The following is a 16,492-nucleotide window of genomic DNA, read 5'->3' as shown; positions in this document are numbered from 1 at the left end:
CTTTCGAATTCCCGGGCGCGGCGATCTGCTGACGCCTGCCATGCACTGCACAGTTAGGGCAGGCTTGATCATTTGAAAATTGCATGGTTGGCTATTTCAGTGACAACAAAGCGAGATAGCTGACATGACGCTGGACGTAGAAGCGGTGAGGGCGTTCGTCACCGTCGCGGATCTCCGCAGCTTCACGCGTGCCGCCGAAGCGCTCGGCAGCACGCAAGGCGCGGTCAGCGTCAGGTTGAAGCGGCTTGAGGACCGGCTTGGCCAGAGACTGATCGAGCGGACGCCCCGGCTGGTCCGACTTTCCACGCGAGGCGAAATATTCCTGGAGCCGGCGCGCGATTTCCTTGCCGCGCACGACCGCGCCGTCGCGAGCCTGACCGCTGTCCGCCGCCGCTTCAGGCTCGGCATCGCCACCCATGTCGGCGGCGCCGAGGTTCCGACCTTGCTGGCGCGGCTCAACGCGCATGATCGTGCCCTCACCATCGAGGTCGGCTCGATGATTCACACGATCTGCTCGACGCGTTCGACCGCGGCGAGCTCGATGCGGCGATCATCCGCCGTGAGGACGACCGTCGCGACGGCGAGGTGCTGGCGCCGGAGCATTTCGGCTGGTACGCCGCTCCAGGTTTCGTCCACCGGGCCGGCGAGCCGCTGCACCTGGCCGCATCCTCGCCATCCTGCGGCATCCGCAACATCGCGACCGGCGCGCTCGACGCGGTCGGAATTCCTTGGACGGAAGTGTTCCTTGGCTGCGGTTCCTTTGCGGTGGCCGAGGCCGTCACCGCCGGCCTCGCAACATCGGTCTTTTCCTGCCGGCTGGCGCCGCCCGGAACGATCGAAGTCAGCCGGAAATTCGGGCTGCCGCCGCTGCCGGCATCCGAGATCGTGCTGCTTTCGACGCTTTCGGACATCAAGTCGCGCGAGGCGCTGCGCACGCTGGCCATGGCCTTTCGCGAGCATCGCCCGCCGGCAGCGGCCACCGCCACGCGGCCCCGGTTCCGCAACTCGCAAGGGGCCGACAATCTGTCCGACGCGTAGTCCCGTGCCCGTTTCAGCGATGATGGCCGGACTGCGCGTTGTCTGACGTTAACGCCTACGGCCGCTCGATGAGCGGCATTCTGATCTGGTCGTCGTCCATGCCGGAGCGTTCAGCCGAGCCGCACCGACAGCTCCGGCGTCACTCCGCCGCCCGCACCATCGGCCTGAACCTGGCCATCATCGACCGCAGCACCGCCGGCTTCAGCGGCTTGTTGATCATCGGGATGTCGAGGCCTGCCGCGGCTGTCCGCACCTCGTTGGAGCGGTCGGCCGTGACCAGCACGGCCGGCAGGTCGTCACCGTGCGTCGCCCGCAGCCTGATGATAACGTCGAGGCCGGTTTCACGGTCGAGATGGTAGTCGGCAAGCACGATGTCCGGACGTTGGACCGCGACCTTGTCCAGATCCCCCGAGCCGGCCGCCGTGGCGACGTTGCAGCCCCAGCCTTCGAGCAGCAGCCGCATGCCCTCGAGGATACGCATGTCATTGTCGATGCACAGCACATGCAGCCCGGACAGCGAAGCCGCCGTGCGTGCCGGCGCCCTGGTCTCGACCTCGCGTCGTGGCTCCTGCGCGGCTGTCACCGGCAGGATGACGGAAAAGCGCGTGCCCTTGCCCGGGTTGGAGAAGATGCGAATCTCGAGCCGCAATACCCTGGCGATGCGGTCGACGATGGAGAGGCCGAGGCCAAGACCTTCGGCTTCGCGGGCGCCTTCGTCCAGGCGGGTGAATTCATGAAAGACGGTGTTCAGCTTGTCGCCGGCAATGCCGATGCCGGTGTCGATGACCTGGATCTCCGCCAATTCGCCACGCCGCCGCACACCGACCAGGATGTGGCCCTGGCGGGTGTATTTGATGGCGTTGGAGACAAGATTCTGGATCAGGCGGCGCAACAGGTTACGGTCCGTCGTTACCGTCAGCGACGACGGCATGATCGTCAGGCCAAGCTTTTTCTCCGCGGCCAGTGGTCGAAAATCATTGCCGATCTGGCGCAGCAGGCCATCAAGGCTGAAGGCGGTGTCGTCCGGTTTCATCGCGCCGGCATCAAGGCGCGAAATGTCGAGCACGGCGCCCAGAATGGTCTCGACCGATTCCAGCGAGGATTCGATGTTGATGGCCGCCTTGCCGGCCGGACCCTTGCCGGCCTTCTCGATCAGCGAGGAACAATAGAGCCGAGCGGCATTCAAGGGCTGCAGGATGTCGTGACCGGCGGCGGCAAGGAAGCGCGTCTTGCCGAGATTGGCCTCCTCGGCGAGCATCTGTGCCTGCGCCAGTTCCTCGTTGACCCGGGTCAATTCCTCGTTGACCCTGGTCAGCTCGATGGTGCGGGTCTTGACGCGCTGTTCCAGCGATTCATTGGCGCGCTTCAGCGCGAGGTCCTGCTCGACGCGTCCGGAGATGTCGGCATAGGTGGCAACGATGCCGCCATCGGGCATCGGGTTGGAGCGCAGCTCGAGGATACGGCCGCTGGTCTTCAGCTCCATCTGCCAGGGGCTGACGAAGCTGGTCAGCCGGTTGAGCATCGCCACGCGCTGGTCGGCGGGGATGTCGCCGCGCTCGGCGAGATGGCGAAGGATCTGGTCGAGCGAAACGCCGACCTGGCCCATCTCGTCGGGCAGGTCGAACAGCGCCCGGTATTGCCTGTTCCAGCAGATCAGCCGGAAATCGCGGTCGAAGACGGTGATGCCTTGCTCCATCTGGTCGAGCGCGATCTGCAGCAGGTCGCGGTTGTGCTGCAGCGCTTCCGTGGCGTCGTCGAGCAGGCGGAAGGCGTCGCGGGATTCGCGGTCGTGGCGGCGAAACAGCAGCGACAGGATCAGCCGCGCCGAGGAGGAGCCGACGGCGCTGGCCAAAAGCTGCTCGGAAAAGCGGATGACGTCCATGCTCGCCTGCTCGTTGCCGTGCAGCGAGGTGCCGTTGCTCTTCTCGAAGGATTGAAAGGAGCGTTCCGTGCGTTCGACGCCGAGATAGCGTGCGATGGTATCCTTGAGGTCGTTGACGGTGATGGCCGTGCGGAAGCGGCGCAGGCTTGGCATCGGGCCGGCTTCGCGCGGCACGAAGATCGATGCCTGGATGCGCTCCAGCGGCACCGACGCGCGCGACAGCGAGCCGAAGACGAAGAACAGCGCGTTGATTGACAGGCTCCACAGCACGCCATGGTTCAGCGGTTCGGCGACGGTGCCGAACAGCGCCTGTGGCCGCAGCGCCTCGAAGCCGAACAGTCCATGCACGATGATGCCGGTATCGGGTGGGACGAGCGACGGCACCAGCAGCGTGTAGCCCCAGACCAGGATGCCGGCGACCATGCCGAGCGCCGCGCCGCGGCCATTGGCGCCGCGCCAGATCAGCCCGCCGACCAGCGCCGGCGCGAATTGCGCGATCGCCGCGAAGGACATCAGGCCGATCGAGGACAGCCGGGCGCTGTTGGTGCTCTCGCGATAGTAGAGAAAGGCGATGAACAAAAGGATGAAGATCGCTCCACGCCGTACATTGAGGATAAGCGTCGACCAGTCCTCGTTTTTGGAAGTGGTCGTCCGCAGCAGCCGGCGCACGAACAGCGGGATGATCAGGTCGTTGGAGATCATGATCGACAGCGCCACGCTCTCGACGATGACCATGGCGGTTGCCGCCGACAGGCCGCCGATGAAAGCGGCCATGGCCAGGAAATCGTGGCCGCTGAACAGCGGCAGTGACAGCACGTAAAGGTCGCTGCTCGTCCTTGTCCCGACCAGCGTCAGGCCGGCAAAGGCGATCGGCAGCACGAACAGGTTGATCGCCACGAGGTAGAGCGGGAACACCCATGTCGCGGTGCGCAGTTCCGCCTCGCTGCGGTTCTCGACGATGGTGACGTAGAACTGCCGCGGCAAGAGGATGATGGCGAAGCCGCTCAGGCAGGTCAGCACCAGCCAGGTGGCGAGCGACGTCGAATAGCCCATTGCCTGCCGTACCTGGCCATTCTGCGCCAGCCGGTCGAACATGTCGCCGGGGCCGCCGAAGATCAGGAAGGTGACCATCAGGCCGATGGCCAGGAAAGCGGCGAGCTTGACCACCGTCTCGACCGCCACCGCCAGCACCAGCCCGTCCTGGTGTTCGGTGGCGTCGGCATGGCGTGTGCCGAACAGGACCGCAAACAGCGCAAGCAGCATGGCGACGACCAGCGAGATGTCGCTGACGAAGGGATCGAAGGAAGGCGGCGAGCCCGTATAATGCTCGACCATCAGGCTGACCGATCCCGAGATCGCCTTCAGTTGCAGGGCTATATAGGGCACGGCGCCGATGGTGGCGATCAGCGTGGCGATGGCGGCCACGGTGAAGCTCTTGCCGTAGCGCGCGCCGAGGAAGTCGGCGACCGAGGTGATCTTCTCGGTCTTGGCCAGCCGCACGATGCGGTTGAGCAATGGAAAGCCGAACACGAACACCAGCACCGGGCCGGTATAGATGCCGAGGAATTCGAGGCCGCGTTCCGAGGAAAGGCCGACTGAGCCGAAGAAGGTCCAGGACGTGCAGTAGATGGCAAGGCTGAGCGCATAGATGAAAGGCCGCGCGCGCCCGGGTCCAGATATCGCCGAGCGGCGGTCGCCCAGGCTGGCGATGGCGAACAGCAGCGTCACATAGGCGATCGCAATAATGACGATGAACAAGCCCTGCACGCCGGCAAGATCCTCCCTGTGCCGATTTTAACCTGGCCGGTCAGACGCAATCACAGCTTGGGCGCCAAGTCCATCACGGCTTTCGGCGCATGCGGGCCATGATTTCCGCGGCTGCCCCCGGGTAAAGAGAAAGCGGTTGCTTTCTTCTTTTAGCCGATGGTGCAACCCAAGGTTTTTGTTATGGTGTCGCCGGGTCGGTGCCGCAGGGATGGGACGGCTGTGCGGCCCGCCATGACAAGGAGGGTCGAATGCTGAAAGAATTCCAGGAATTCATTTCCAAGGGTAACGTGATGGACTTGGCCGTCGGCGTCATCATTGGCGCTGCCTTTTCCAAGATCGTCGATTCCCTGGTCAACGACATCATCATGCCGATTGTCGGCGCGATTTTTGGCGGTTTGGACTTCAACAACTACTTCTTTGGGCTTTCCTCGGCCGTCAACGCCACTTCGCTGGCGGACGCCAAAAAGCAAGGGGCTGTTTTCGCCTATGGCAGCTTCATCACCGTGGTACTGAATTTCATCATCCTCGCCTTCATCATCTTCCTCATGGTCAAGGCCGTGAACAACATGCGCAGGCGCCTGGAAAAAGAAAAACCGGCGCCGGCGGCCGCGCCGCCCCCCGCCGATGTACAGCTTCTGACCGAAATCCGCGATTTGCTGGCCAGGCGATAGACGGATACGGTTCTTCTGGACCAAAACCCCGGTCGTTCGCGGCCGGGGTTTTCTGTTTTCGTATCTGGTAAGCAGCCCTTACGAACGCCCGAGACAACGGACCTGCCCAATGACCCTGATCCAGACCCTGCGCCCCGAGGCCCTGGCCGCGCCTGAAAGCGGTATCGTCGCCGTCGTCAACTACGGCAGATTGCGCGAAGGCCTGATCCCGCTCTGGGCCGGCGAGGGCGACCTGCCGACGCCGTCCTTCATCACCGATGCCGCGTCGAAGGCGCTGGCCGGCGGCGAGACGTTCTACACCTGGCAGAGGGGCATTCCCGATCTGAGGCAGGCGCTGGCGCGTTACTACGCCAGGCACTTCGGCAAGACCTTCCCCGAGGAGCAATTCATCGTCACCGGCTCCGGCATGCATGCCATCCAGCTGGCGCTCGACGCGCTTGCGGGCGCCGGCGATGAAGTGATCTATCTGTCGCCCGCCTGGCCGAATTTCGACGCCGCCGCCGCGATCGCGGGGGCCGTGCCGGTGCCGGTCACGCTCGACCATTCCGGAAATGGCTGGTCATGCGACGTCGAGAAGATCGCGGCGGCGGTCACACCGCGCACGAAGGCGCTGTTCATCAACACGCCGTCCAATCCGACCGGCTGGACCGCCGACCATGAGACCTTGCGAGCGATCCTCGATCTCGCTCGCGCCAAGGGCCTGTGGATCATCGCCGACGAGATCTATTCGCTGTTTCACTATGGTCACGGCCGCGCGCCGTCCTTCCTCGACATCGCGGAGGCGGAAGACCGCATCCTGTTCGTCAACAGTTTCTCCAAGAACTGGGCGATGACCGGCTGGCGGGTCGGCTGGGTCAAGACGCATCCAAGCCTGCAGCAGGTGTTCGAGAACCTGATCCAGTATTCCAACTCGGGCGTCGCCCAGTTCATGCAGCGCGGCGCGATCGCGGCGCTCGACGAGGGCGATGCCTTCGTCGCCGAACAGGTGGAGCGGGCGAGAAAGGCCCGCGACCTGGTCTGCGGCATTCTCGGCGAAACCGGCAAGGCGCGGTTCACCGTGCCGCAGGGCGCCTTCTACCTGTTCTTCACGGTCGACGGGATCACCGATTCACGCAGCGCTGCCTTCGACATCGTCGACAAGGCCAATGTCGGCCTGGCACCCGGCACCGCCTTCGGCCCGGGTGGCGAAGCGTTTTTGAGGCTGTGCTTCCACCGGAGGCTGGACCAGCTCGAGGAAGCGGCCCACAGGCTGGCGGGCTGGATGAAGACGGTTTGAGGCTGCTTGCCTTTATCGGTTAGCGTCGCCCCTCATCCGCCTGCCGGCACCTTCTCCCCGTATAGTGACGAGGAGAAGAAGGCTGGCCGCAACGCCGGCGCCTGTTCTGCAACGCTTGCGATTGGCGAAACTCTCCGCGACAGCCTCTTTCTCCCCGTCACTATACGGGGAGAAATGTCCGGCAGGACAATGAGGGGCAGCGCTGCGGTTCTAATGACGGCGAGAGGGTGACAAAGCTCGCCTTCACCCGCCCGACTTGGGCACCAGCAGCGGAATGATCCGGTCGCTTTTCGCGACGGCCGGCCGACCGGCCGAGCCGTAGGGGATGCCGAGCGCGTCCCAGGTTTCGACCAGCGCGTCCTGAAGTTCGGCGATCAGCGCATCGGAATGGAAGGGCGTCGGCGTGATGCGCAGCCGCTCGGTGCCGCGCGGCACGGTCGGGTAGTTGATCGGCTGGATATAGATGCCGTGCACGCCGAGCAGGCGGTCGCTGGCCATCTTGCACAGCTCCGGGTCGCCGACCAGCACCGGCACGATGTGGGTCGGCGATTCCATCACCGGCAGGCCGGCGGCGGACAGGATCTGCTTGGTCCGGGTCGCCTGCTGCTGCTGGGCGTCGCGCTCGGCCTGTGAGCGCTTGAGATGACGGATCGACGTGGTGGCCGCCGCGGCGATCGCCGGCGGCAGCGCGGTGGTGAAGATGAAGCCCGGCGCATAGGAGCGCACCGCGTCGATGACGGCACTGGTGCCGGTGATGTAGCCGCCCAGCGTGCCGAAGGCCTTGGCCAGCGTGCCCTCGATGATGTCGATGCGGTCGGCGAGGCCCTCGCGCTCGGTGATGCCGCCGCCGCGCGGCCCGTACATGCCCACCGCATGGACCTCGTCGATATAGGTCATGGCGTTGTAGCGCTCGGCGAGCTCGACGATCTCCTTGATCGGTGCGATGTCGCCATCCATCGAATAGACGCTTTCGAAGACGATCAGCTTGGCGCGCTCGCGCCCGGCCGTCTGCAAAAGGCTTTCCAGATGCGCGACGTCATTGTGTCGGAAGATCTTCTTCTCGGCACCTGAGCGCCGCACGCCTTCGATCATCGAGGCATGGTTCAGTTCGTCCGAGATGATCAGGCAATTGGGCAAAAGCCGTGCGATGGTCGAGATCGAGGCTTCGTTCGAGACGAAACCGGAGGTGAAGACCAGGGCGGCTTCCTTGCCGTGCAGGTCGGCCAGCTCATGCTCGAGTTCGACCAACGGGTTGGACGTGCCGGAAATGTTGCGGGTGCCGCCGGCGCCCGAGCCCATCTTGCCGGCCGCGGCCTGGAATGCGGCGATGACGTCCGCGTGCTGGCCCATGCCAAGATAGTCGTTGGAGCACCAGACGGTGATTTCCTCGGCGCGGCCGTTGGAACGCCAGATGGCGCGCGGAAACTTGCCCGCGATGCGCTCGAGGTCGGCGAAGACGCGGTAGCGACGCTCGGCATGGAGCTGGTCGATCGCGTCCTCGAAGAACCGCTGGTAATTCATGTAGGCTTCCCAATTTTGCGCGGGATCATAATCATTGGTCTTTTGGTCGTCCACCGGGCCGATTTGGTCAAAATGCCACGCCCCGGACCTGTTCCTAACGATGGCGGATCGTGGCCTATTCCCAATCCGTGGCACGCTCTTTGGTTCACTTTTGTTTCCGCACGATGCCACATCAAGTGAACGCTGGTTACCTTAGGTTTTAATGGGCAGACGGCGGACTTTCCAGTAAGGCGGTTGTTGAGACAGTTTCCGATAAATCTGGGTAAGCGAGGATTTGGATGGCGGTTTTGGTGACAGGTGGCGCCGGCTATATCGGCAGCCATATGGTCTGGGAATTGCTGGATGCGGGCGAAAGCGTGGTCGTTCTCGACCGCCTTTCCACCGGCTTCGAATGGGCCGTGGCGCCGGAGGCAAAGCTGGTCGTCGGCGATGTCGCCGACAAGGAATTGGTCGGCTCGGTCATCAGGGAGAACAAGGTCGACGCGATCATCCATTTCGCCGGCTCCATCGTGGTGCCGGAATCGGTCGCCGACCCGCTCGCCTACTATGAGAACAACACCTCGAAGACCCGCACGCTGATTGAAACTGCAGTGCGCGAAGGCGTGCCGAACTTCATCTTTTCCTCGACAGCCGCCGTCTATGGCGGCGCCGGCCTGGAACCGGTGCGCGAGGATGCCCGCCTGGCGCCCGAATCGCCTTATGGCCTGTCCAAGCTGATGAGCGAGTGGATGCTGCGCGACGCGGGCCTTGCGCACGACATTCGCTACACGGCGCTGCGCTATTTCAACGTCGCCGGCGCCGACCCGAAGGGCCGCACCGGCCAGTCCACCCCGGGCGCCACCCATCTGATCAAGGTCGCCTGCGAGACCGCGCTCGGCAAGCGTCCCTTCATGCAGGTCTTCGGCACCGATTATCCGACGCCCGACGGCACCTGCATGCGCGACTATATCCATGTCAGCGATCTGGCCGCCGCGCATCGCCTTGCCTTGCAGCGGCTGCGCGCCGGCGGCGCCAGCCTCGTCGCCAATTGCGGCTACAGCCATGGCTATTCGGTGCTCGAAGTGATCGACAGCGTGCGGCGCGCCTACGGGCATGATTTCGAGGTCAGGATGGGCGACCGGCGTCCCGGCGATGCCGCGGCGGTGGTCGCCAATTCCGATCTCGCGCGGTCCGAACTCGGCTGGACCCCTCAGCGCGACGATCTCGACCAGATCGTCAACGACGCGCTGGCCTGGGAGCGCATCCTGACCAGCAAGAATTCCGCACGGGGCTGAGCTCGCTTTCTCCAAGGGCTCGCAAGGCGCGTGGCGACGCGCTATGGAAGCATTCGCGACACGGCGTGGAGGCGCCGTGCCGGGAAGAGCTTTGGGGGATGGCATGAAGATAACGGTGCTTGGAGCCGGCGTCGTCGGTACGGCGGCCGCCTATTACCTGGCCGCCGACGGCCATGAGGTCACCGTGATCGAGCGCCATCCGGCGCCGGCGCGGGGCACCAGCCAGTCGAATGCCGGGCTGGTGTCTCCGGGCGATGCCACCGCCTGGGCCTCGCCGGCGGCACTTAAGACCTTCCTGCGCGGGCTCTACAATCATGATCTCGGCATCAAGGTGCGGCTGCGCTTCGATCCCTATTTCCTCGCCTGGAGTCTGCGCTTCCTGCGCCAGTGCACGGTGGCCCGCCTGCGCGCCAACAGCCAGGTCAAGCTGCGGCTCGCGCTCTATTCGCGCGACTGCATCAACGCCATCTCCAGTGACACCGGCATCCACTATGACGAGCGCAAGAAGGGCATCCTGTATTTCTTCCGCTCGCAGCACAGCCTCGACACCGGCACCGACAATTATCGCTATCTGGCCGAGCATGGCCTGCCCATCGAGATCGTCGGCCGCGATCGGCTGGTCGAACTGGAACCCGGCCTTGCAGGCGTCAAGGAGAAGATCGCCGGCGGCGTCTATTCGCCGATCGACCAGACGGGCGATTCTCGGCAGTTCGTGGAAAATCTGGCCGCCTATGCGGCCGAAAAGCTCGGCGTGAAATTTCGCTACGGCACCACGGTCGAGGGCTTCGACATCGAGGGCGACCGAGTGCGCGCCGTGATGACCTCGGCCGGACCGGTCACCGGTGATGCCGTCGTCATATCGATGGGTCCGGAAAGTGGGCTGCTCGGCCGTCGCTACGGCATCGACCTGCCGGTCTATCCGGTGAAAGGTTACACGGCGACGATTCCCCTGGAAGACCAGAGCAAGGGCCCGACCATGGGCGGCGCCGACGAGGACCAGCTGATGGCCTATTCGCGCCTTGGCAATCGATTGCGGTTGGCTTCGACCGCCGAATTCACCGGCTTCGACCGCACCCACAAGCCCAGCGACTTTGCCACCATGTTCAGGACCGGCAAGGACCTGTTCCCCGGCGCCTTCGACGAGAAGAAGGCGGAACTCTGGGCCGGCTTGCGGCCGATGATGCCGAACTCGGTGCCGGTCATCGGCCAGGCGAAATACCGCAACCTTTATCTCGACACAGGCCACGGCCATGTCGGCTGGACCATGGCCTGCGGTTCGGGAAAATTCCTCGCCGACCTCGTTGCCGGCCGCAAGCCGGAGATCGATCCGCAGGGACTGGTCTACAGGGGATAAAATGTCGGGCCCGCAAGTCGCCATCGACCTTGGCCGCACTGAGTGCAACGCGCGCACCATCGTCGAGCGCTGCGCGCTGTCTCATATCAAGGTGTTCGGCGTCACCAAGGGTATGTGCGGCATGCCGCAAGTGGCGCGCGCCATGCCGCGGCGGTGTCGCCGAATCGACGCGGTCAATTTCGTCATGTCGGCCTTCGGCAAGCGGATCCTCTGATCAGCCAACTGCCTCGACCGCCGCCTGCCACGCGCGCGCATACTCCGCCCAGGCCGGATCGGCCGGCGGCTCTTGTGTTTGGCCCTTACCATGCGCGGCTCCCTGATCCGATGCCAGCAGGGCGGCCCCGATGCTGGTGCCCGTCGCGGCTTCCGATGCGATGACCGCACGGCCAGTGCTCGCGGCAAGCATCCACGTGAACAATTGGTTGCGCGCAAAGGGTCCCTCGACCGTCGTCGGGCCACCGCCGCCGATCAGGTCGAGGCAAGTGGCGGTCATCAGCGCCAGGTAGAAGGAAATGGCGGCAAAGCGCTGGCCGGGAGGGATGGCCTCGCCCTTGCGCCATGCGGCCGCATGGTGCGGAAACGGCCCCGAGCCCTGCTGGGTCGAAGGCAAAAGTAGGGTTTTGCGCGCCAGCACGGCGGCGACGTCGTTGTCGCTCCAGTCCTGCGCCGCGCCTTCGGTCAGCAGCGAGAATTCCCGGCCGCCCATGAAACGCGCCGAGGGCACGGGATCGCCGAGCGCGTTGACGTTGACCAGCGTATCCCTTGCCGGGTCGAGCGCCACTGTCCTGCCGGCGACCGCCATCGATACCACCCAGGTGCCGGTCGAGACCACCGAGAAGGGCGGGGCGTCGGACAGGAGATGCGGCAACAGGGAGGCGTTGGAATCGTGCAGGCCGCAAAAGACAGGCGTTTGAGGATCGAGCCCGGTGCGCTGCGCAAGCACGGGCAGGATCGGGCCAAGGCGGTCCCTGGCCGGCCGCACGGGCGCCATCAGGTCGCGCCAGCCCAGGCGGTCGACCAGCGCTGAAAAATCCGCTGTCCAGGGGTTCCACAGATCGGTGTGGCAGCCGAGCGACGTGACCTCGTTGGCGGCGACGCCGGTCAGACGCAGCGCCCAGTATTGCGGGTACATCAGCATCGCGGCGGCCCTGGCGAACTCCGTCGGGAAACTTTGTTGCTGCCAGAAGAATTGCGCACCGAGATTGAGGCCGAGCGGCAGGCGCGGCGTGCCGGTCTCGGCGAAAGGCGGGCGGATCGCGTCATAGTCCGCCGCGAGTTCATCGGGGCCGTCGAATTCATAGTCGAGAACCGGCAGCACGAGTTCGCCGGGAGCATCGACCAGCACGCCGGTCGCGCCATGGGTGGTGATTGAAATGGCGTCGATGCGCTGTTCGCGGTTGAGGTCGGCAAGGCTGTCGAGGGTGAACGCCCACAGCGCTTCGACATCGTGGTGCGGGTAGGGCGCTTGCCGCAACGGCGCGTTCGCCACGCGGCGCAGCGCCACCTCGCTCAATGTGGCGAGATCGACCAGCGCCACCTTGGCGTTGGTCTTGCCGATATCGATGACGGCGACGTGGCGGATCGCGCTCATTCCATATGGAACATTATTTCCAGCGCAACGGCCACTGGTTCGTTGTCCGGTTTCGTCTCCATGATGTCGGCCATATGGGCCCACCAGCGCTGCATCACAGGATGCTTCGGCAGATCGGCCATGCCGTGACCATCGCGCCGCCACAGCACGCCGAACAGGATGTTCGTCTCGTCGTCGAGATGGATCGAGTAGTCGGAGATGCCGGCCTGCTTCAGCAACGCGACAAGCGACGGCCAGATTTCATCGTGGCGCTTTTTGTACTCGGCCTTCATGCCGGGTTTGAGCATCATCTTGAATGCGCATTTCTCGGACATCAGGCCAGGCGTCCCCCGCGCAGCCGTCGCCAGACGATCGGCAGGGCGATAACGATGATCAGCAGCAGGCCAATGAAGATCGACATGACGATGCCGGGCACGTTGAGCAGGCCGAGGCCGAAGGTCACCAGCCCCATGATGAAGGCGGCGAGCACGACGCCCAGAATGCTGCCGGCGCCGCCAAGGATGCTGACGCCGCCAAGCACCACCATGGTGATCACCTCGAGTTCATAGCCCTGTGCGATCGACGGTCGCGTCGAGCCGAGCCGCGAGGTGATCAGCACCGAAGCGATGCCCGACATCAGCCCGGTCAGGCAGAACAGGATGAATTTTATGCGGCCGACGCGCACGCCTGAAAACTGTGCCGCGACCGGGTTGTTGCCGATGGCGAAGACACGGCGGCCGAAACTCGTCCGGTGCAATAGGAACCAGTAGACGACGGCAGCGATGAGGAACAGCACCAGCTCGAACGACACCACCCACCAGACATAGCCCTGGCCGAAGAACGCGAAGCTTTCGGGATAACCCTTGTAGGCCTGGTCGCCGAGGATGATGAAGGCGATGCCGCGAAACAGGCTCATCGTGCCGATGGTAACGACGATGGAAGGCAGGCCGAGCCGCGTCACCAGCAGCCCGTTGAAGGCGCCGCAGCCGAGGCCGACGACGATGCCGATCAAAACAAGCACTGGCGTGCCGGCGCCGGCCTGCACCGCCATGCCCATCATGGTCGAGGCGAGCGCGATGATGGCGGCCACCGACAGGTCGATCTCGCCAGAGATGATGAGCAATGCCATGGCAAAGGCGATCAGGCCCTTCTCGGTAAAGTTGAAGGTCAGATCGGACAGCGAATAGGGGTCGAGGAAATAGGGTGAGGCGAAACTGTTGATGGCGAATATGGCGACGGCCACCACGACCAGCAGCGCTTCCCAGGAAAAGATCGCCGAAGAGAGCGGCTTGTCGAGCCGGTCGGGAATGTGTCGAGGGGCGGGGGTATCGGTCATGCGGCATGCTCCAGACGCTGGCGCTGCCCGTCGCAAAGAGCGTCCCTTCTCCCCGTCACTATACGGGGAGAAGGTGCCCGAAGGGCGGATGAGGGGCGGCGCCAATGTTCGGAGGTGCTCAACGTATGCGGCGAGTTCCGGCCGAGGCAAATCGGACCGTTGCTATTCGCAACGATCCTGTTTGCACCGTAAGCGCCGCCCCTCATCCGCCTGCCGGCACCTTCTCCCCGTATAGTGACGGGGAGAAGGGAGCACTTCAACGTCCCGCTCATGCCTCCGCCTTCCTCAGAATAATCCGCCCCTTTTGGCGTTCGCCGCGGGCGTTGAGCACCACGGCCAGGATGATGGCGCTGCCCGAAATCGCCATCTGCCAGAAGGGCGAGATGTTGATGACCGGCAGCGCATTGGAGATGATGCCGAGGAACAATGCGCCGAGCACCGCACCCCCGACCGAGCCGATGCCGCCCGCGATCGAGATGCCGCCGATGACGCAGGCGGCGATGATGTTGAGCTCATAGCCGTTGGCGACCTCGACCGAGGCGATGACATACCGCGAAATCCAGAGATAGCCGGCGAGGCCACCGATCATGCCGGAGATGCAGAAGACGATGAATTTCGTGCGCCCGACATCGATGCCGGTATAGACCGATGCCGTAGGATTGACGCCGATGGCATAGATCGAGCGGCCGAGCGCGGTACGCGTCATCAAGACGAAGAACAGCGCGATGACCAGGATGGCGATCCAGGACAGCACCGGAATGCCAAGCAAGGCCGCGCGCTGAAAGCCGATGAAATCCGGGCTCATCTTGTCGGCGTTGACCCAGGCGCCGCCCGAAATGACGAAAGTGGCGCCGCGATAGATGGTCAGCGTGCCCAATGTCACCACGATCGAGGGGATGTTCAGCCGCCAAACCAAGAGGCCGTTGATGGCGCCGAGCACCAGCCCGACGGCAAGCGCGATCACGACCAGCAGCGGGATCGGGATCGCCGGATGGGCCGCGTTCAGCATCGCTACCACCATGCCGGTGAAGCACAGGTTGGAGGCCATCGACAGGTCGATCGACCGGGTCAGGATGACAACCATCTGGCCGAGCGCCAGGATCATCAGGATCGAGGTGTCGTTGAACACCTGGCGCAGGTTGCCGGGGTCGGCAAAGGCCGGAAAGCGCATCGAGATCAGTCCGATCAGCACGGCGATGGCCGCCAGCAGCCAGATTTCGCGGTATTTCAGGAAAGCCTTCATGCCGCGATCCCCGCTGCCGTCCGGACCAGCGTCTCGGCGTCCAGTCCCTTATTGTCGTAGACCGCCGCGACCAGGCCCTCGCGCATGACCACGACGCGGTCGGACATGCCGAGAATCTCCGGCAGTTCCGATGACACCATGATCACCGACAGGCCCTGCGCCACCAACTCCGCCATGAAACCGTGCACGGCTGCCTTGGAGCCGATATCGATGCCCTTGGTCGGCTCGTCGAGGATGATGACCTTGGGTGTCGTCGCCAGCCATTTGGCGATGACCACCTTCTGCTGGTTACCGCCCGAGAGGGTATCGACATCCTGGCTGAGCGAAGAGGCGCGCAGGTCCAGCCGCTCGGTGTAGGAGCGGGCAAGCGAAAACTCTTCCGCGAGCCGCAGCATGCCGGATTTGGAGGTGCGGGCGAGCGATGGGAGCGAAACATTCTGGAAGATCGGCAGGCCGATCACCACGCCTTGCTTGCCGCGCTCCTCCGGCACGTAGACGATGCCGGCCCCGATCGAATCCGCGGCCGATTTCGGCGCGATTGCCTTGCCTTCCAGCGTGATCGTGCCGCCGGATATGCGGGTGATGCCGGAAATCGCCTGCATGACCTCGCTGCGCCCGGCGCCGACAAGGCCATAGAAACCGAGGATTTCGCCCTTGTGCAATTCGAAGCCGATATTGTTGAACTCAGTTGGATGCGAGAGGCCGGAAACGGAAAGCACCGGCGCGCCGATTTCAGCCTTGCGATGCGGAAAGATGTGGTCGACCGAACGGCCCACCATCATGCGTACGATCTGGCTCTGGCCGGCATCCTTGATCAGCCCTTCGCCGACCATCTCGCCGTCGCGGAAGACCGTGTAGCGGTCGGCGATGCGGTAGATCTCGTCGAACTTGTGGCTGATGAACAGGATCGCCTTGCCCTGCTCCTTGAGGAACTCGATGAGCAGGAACAGCTCCTCGATCTCCTTCATCGAAAGGGCGGCCGTCGGCTCGTCCATGATGACGATCCGAGAGTCGATCGACATGGCGCGCGCGACGGCGACGAGATGCTTGTTGGCGATGCCGAGATCCCTGAGCCGCGCATCGGCGTCAATATGGCCGGCATGCATGGTGTCGAGCACTTCGCGCGCATTCTTGCGCATCATGCGCCAGTCGATGGTGCCAAAGCGCGTGCGCGGCGCATGGCCGAGAAAAATGTTTTCGGCGACGCTGAGATCGTCGAACAGCACGGTTTCCTGATGGATGGCGGTGACGCCAATTCCGAAGGCGGCGTGTGCGCTTGGCAGCGTCACGACCTGTCCGTCAATGCTGATGGTGCCAGCATCGGGCTGGTAGATGCCGGTCATGATCTTGACCAGCGTCGACTTGCCGGCGCCGTTTTCGCCGATCAGCGCGGTCACCTGACCCGGATAGAGCGACAGGCTGACATTGTGCAGCGCCCGCACGCCGGGAAAGCTTTTTGAAATGCCGGACAGCGTCAGGCGTGGAGCCGGAGCCGGGGGCTGCTCCTTTGTCTCTCTGTGTCGGGCCGTCGTGTCCATATCCGTATCAAGCCCTGAAACT

The 16,492-nt window shown here is 64.1% G+C and carries 12 protein-coding genes and 1 pseudogene; 6 read left to right on the top strand and 7 right to left on the bottom strand.

What is annotated here, in order from left to right:
* Positions 1 to 124: 124 nt before the first annotated feature.
* A pseudogene (locus tag EN850_RS21365) lies at positions 125 to 1,038 on the top strand (LysR family transcriptional regulator).
* Between the two features lie 139 nt (positions 1,039 to 1,177).
* Here the strand turns inward: EN850_RS21365 and EN850_RS21360 are convergent.
* Positions 1,178 to 4,687 carry a PAS domain-containing hybrid sensor histidine kinase/response regulator gene (locus EN850_RS21360; protein WP_136092199.1) on the bottom strand — a complete coding sequence of 1,170 codons (3,510 nt, stop codon included), beginning with the start codon at positions 4,685 to 4,687 and terminating at the stop codon, positions 1,178 to 1,180.
* A gap of 248 nt (positions 4,688 to 4,935) precedes the next feature.
* Here EN850_RS21360 and mscL point away from each other — a divergent pair, with 248 nt between their 5' ends.
* Positions 4,936 to 5,358: a large conductance mechanosensitive channel protein MscL gene (gene mscL, locus EN850_RS21355; RefSeq protein WP_127279505.1), complete on the top strand. Its 423-nt coding sequence runs from the start codon at positions 4,936 to 4,938 to the stop codon at positions 5,356 to 5,358.
* Positions 5,359 to 5,467: 109 nt separating this feature from the next.
* Positions 5,468 to 6,634 (top strand): pyridoxal phosphate-dependent aminotransferase, encoded by a 1,167-nt coding sequence (locus EN850_RS21350; protein ID WP_127870800.1) that lies wholly within the window; start codon positions 5,468 to 5,470, stop codon positions 6,632 to 6,634.
* Positions 6,635 to 6,877: 243 nt separating this feature from the next.
* Here the strand turns inward: EN850_RS21350 and hemA are convergent, their stop codons facing one another.
* The gene (gene hemA / locus EN850_RS21340; protein ID WP_136092198.1) at positions 6,878 to 8,155 is read right to left on the bottom strand and encodes a 5-aminolevulinate synthase; all 1,278 of its coding nucleotides are present in this window, start codon (positions 8,153 to 8,155) and stop codon (positions 6,878 to 6,880) included.
* Between the two features lie 278 nt (positions 8,156 to 8,433).
* Here hemA and galE point away from each other — a divergent pair, with 278 nt between their 5' ends.
* The 3 genes from galE to EN850_RS21325 all read left to right on the top strand — a co-directional run bounded on the left by galE (position 8,434) and on the right by EN850_RS21325 (position 10,997).
* Complete coding sequence (galE, locus tag EN850_RS21335) at positions 8,434 to 9,429, top strand: UDP-glucose 4-epimerase GalE (protein ID WP_127276972.1); 996 nt, start codon at positions 8,434 to 8,436, stop codon at positions 9,427 to 9,429.
* Positions 9,430 to 9,532: 103 nt separating this feature from the next.
* Positions 9,533 to 10,783 carry a D-amino acid dehydrogenase gene (locus EN850_RS21330; RefSeq protein ID WP_136092197.1) on the top strand — a complete coding sequence of 417 codons (1,251 nt, stop codon included), beginning with the start codon at positions 9,533 to 9,535 and terminating at the stop codon, positions 10,781 to 10,783.
* Between the two features lies 1 nt (position 10,784).
* On the top strand, positions 10,785 to 10,997 hold the full coding sequence (locus tag EN850_RS21325; protein WP_210234942.1) for a hypothetical protein: 213 nt from the start codon (positions 10,785 to 10,787) through the stop codon (positions 10,995 to 10,997).
* Here EN850_RS21325 and EN850_RS21320 read toward each other — a convergent pair whose 3' ends face one another.
* From EN850_RS21320 to EN850_RS21300, 5 genes are all read right to left on the bottom strand, one after another.
* On the bottom strand, positions 10,998 to 12,374 hold the full coding sequence (locus EN850_RS21320; RefSeq protein WP_136092196.1) for an FGGY-family carbohydrate kinase: 1,377 nt from the start codon (positions 12,372 to 12,374) through the stop codon (positions 10,998 to 11,000). It lies immediately after the preceding gene.
* Positions 12,371 to 12,688: an L-rhamnose mutarotase gene (gene rhaM / locus EN850_RS21315; RefSeq protein WP_135916985.1), complete on the bottom strand. Its 318-nt coding sequence runs from the start codon at positions 12,686 to 12,688 to the stop codon at positions 12,371 to 12,373. The genes EN850_RS21320 and rhaM overlap by 4 nt, the downstream gene beginning before the upstream one ends.
* Complete coding sequence (locus tag EN850_RS21310) at positions 12,688 to 13,689, bottom strand: ABC transporter permease (RefSeq protein WP_136092195.1); 1,002 nt, start codon at positions 13,687 to 13,689, stop codon at positions 12,688 to 12,690. Before EN850_RS21310 ends, rhaM begins: the two co-directional genes overlap by 1 nt.
* A 268-nt stretch (positions 13,690 to 13,957) precedes the next feature.
* Positions 13,958 to 14,932, bottom strand: coding sequence for an ABC transporter permease (locus tag EN850_RS21305; protein WP_135881122.1), 975 nt, complete (start codon positions 14,930 to 14,932; stop codon positions 13,958 to 13,960).
* Complete coding sequence (locus EN850_RS21300; protein ID WP_136092194.1) at positions 14,929 to 16,470, bottom strand: sugar ABC transporter ATP-binding protein; 1,542 nt, start codon at positions 16,468 to 16,470, stop codon at positions 14,929 to 14,931. The genes EN850_RS21305 and EN850_RS21300 overlap by 4 nt, the downstream gene beginning before the upstream one ends.
* Positions 16,471 to 16,492 lie beyond the last annotated feature (22 nt).

The sequence above is a fragment of the Mesorhizobium sp. M8A.F.Ca.ET.207.01.1.1 genome, from assembly GCF_004794715.1.
Taxonomy (GTDB): domain Bacteria; phylum Pseudomonadota; class Alphaproteobacteria; order Rhizobiales; family Rhizobiaceae; genus Mesorhizobium.
Note: the sequence above shows the minus strand (reverse complement) of the source record. Positions and strands in the feature narration are given on the sequence as shown.

Bases quoted from the DNA above. Each gene is read 5' to 3' on its own strand.
- mscL (WP_127279505.1), top strand. From the start codon at position 4,936: ATGCTGAAAGAATTCCAGGAATTCATTTCCAAGGGTAACGTGATGGAC.
- EN850_RS21300 (WP_136092194.1), bottom strand. From the start codon at position 16,470: ATGGACACGACGGCCCGACACAGAGAGACAAAGGAGCAGCCCCCGGCT.
- EN850_RS21320 (WP_136092196.1), bottom strand. From the start codon at position 12,374: ATGAGCGCGATCCGCCACGTCGCCGTCATCGATATCGGCAAGACCAAC.
- EN850_RS21350 (WP_127870800.1), top strand. From the start codon at position 5,468: ATGACCCTGATCCAGACCCTGCGCCCCGAGGCCCTGGCCGCGCCTGAA.
- rhaM (WP_135916985.1), bottom strand. From the start codon at position 12,688: ATGTCCGAGAAATGCGCATTCAAGATGATGCTCAAACCCGGCATGAAG.
- EN850_RS21310 (WP_136092195.1), bottom strand. From the start codon at position 13,689: ATGACCGATACCCCCGCCCCTCGACACATTCCCGACCGGCTCGACAAG.
- EN850_RS21325 (WP_210234942.1), top strand. From the start codon at position 10,785: ATGTCGGGCCCGCAAGTCGCCATCGACCTTGGCCGCACTGAGTGCAAC.
- EN850_RS21330 (WP_136092197.1), top strand. From the start codon at position 9,533: ATGAAGATAACGGTGCTTGGAGCCGGCGTCGTCGGTACGGCGGCCGCC.
- hemA (WP_136092198.1), bottom strand. From the start codon at position 8,155: ATGAATTACCAGCGGTTCTTCGAGGACGCGATCGACCAGCTCCATGCC.
- galE (WP_127276972.1), top strand. From the start codon at position 8,434: ATGGCGGTTTTGGTGACAGGTGGCGCCGGCTATATCGGCAGCCATATG.
- EN850_RS21305 (WP_135881122.1), bottom strand. From the start codon at position 14,932: ATGAAGGCTTTCCTGAAATACCGCGAAATCTGGCTGCTGGCGGCCATC.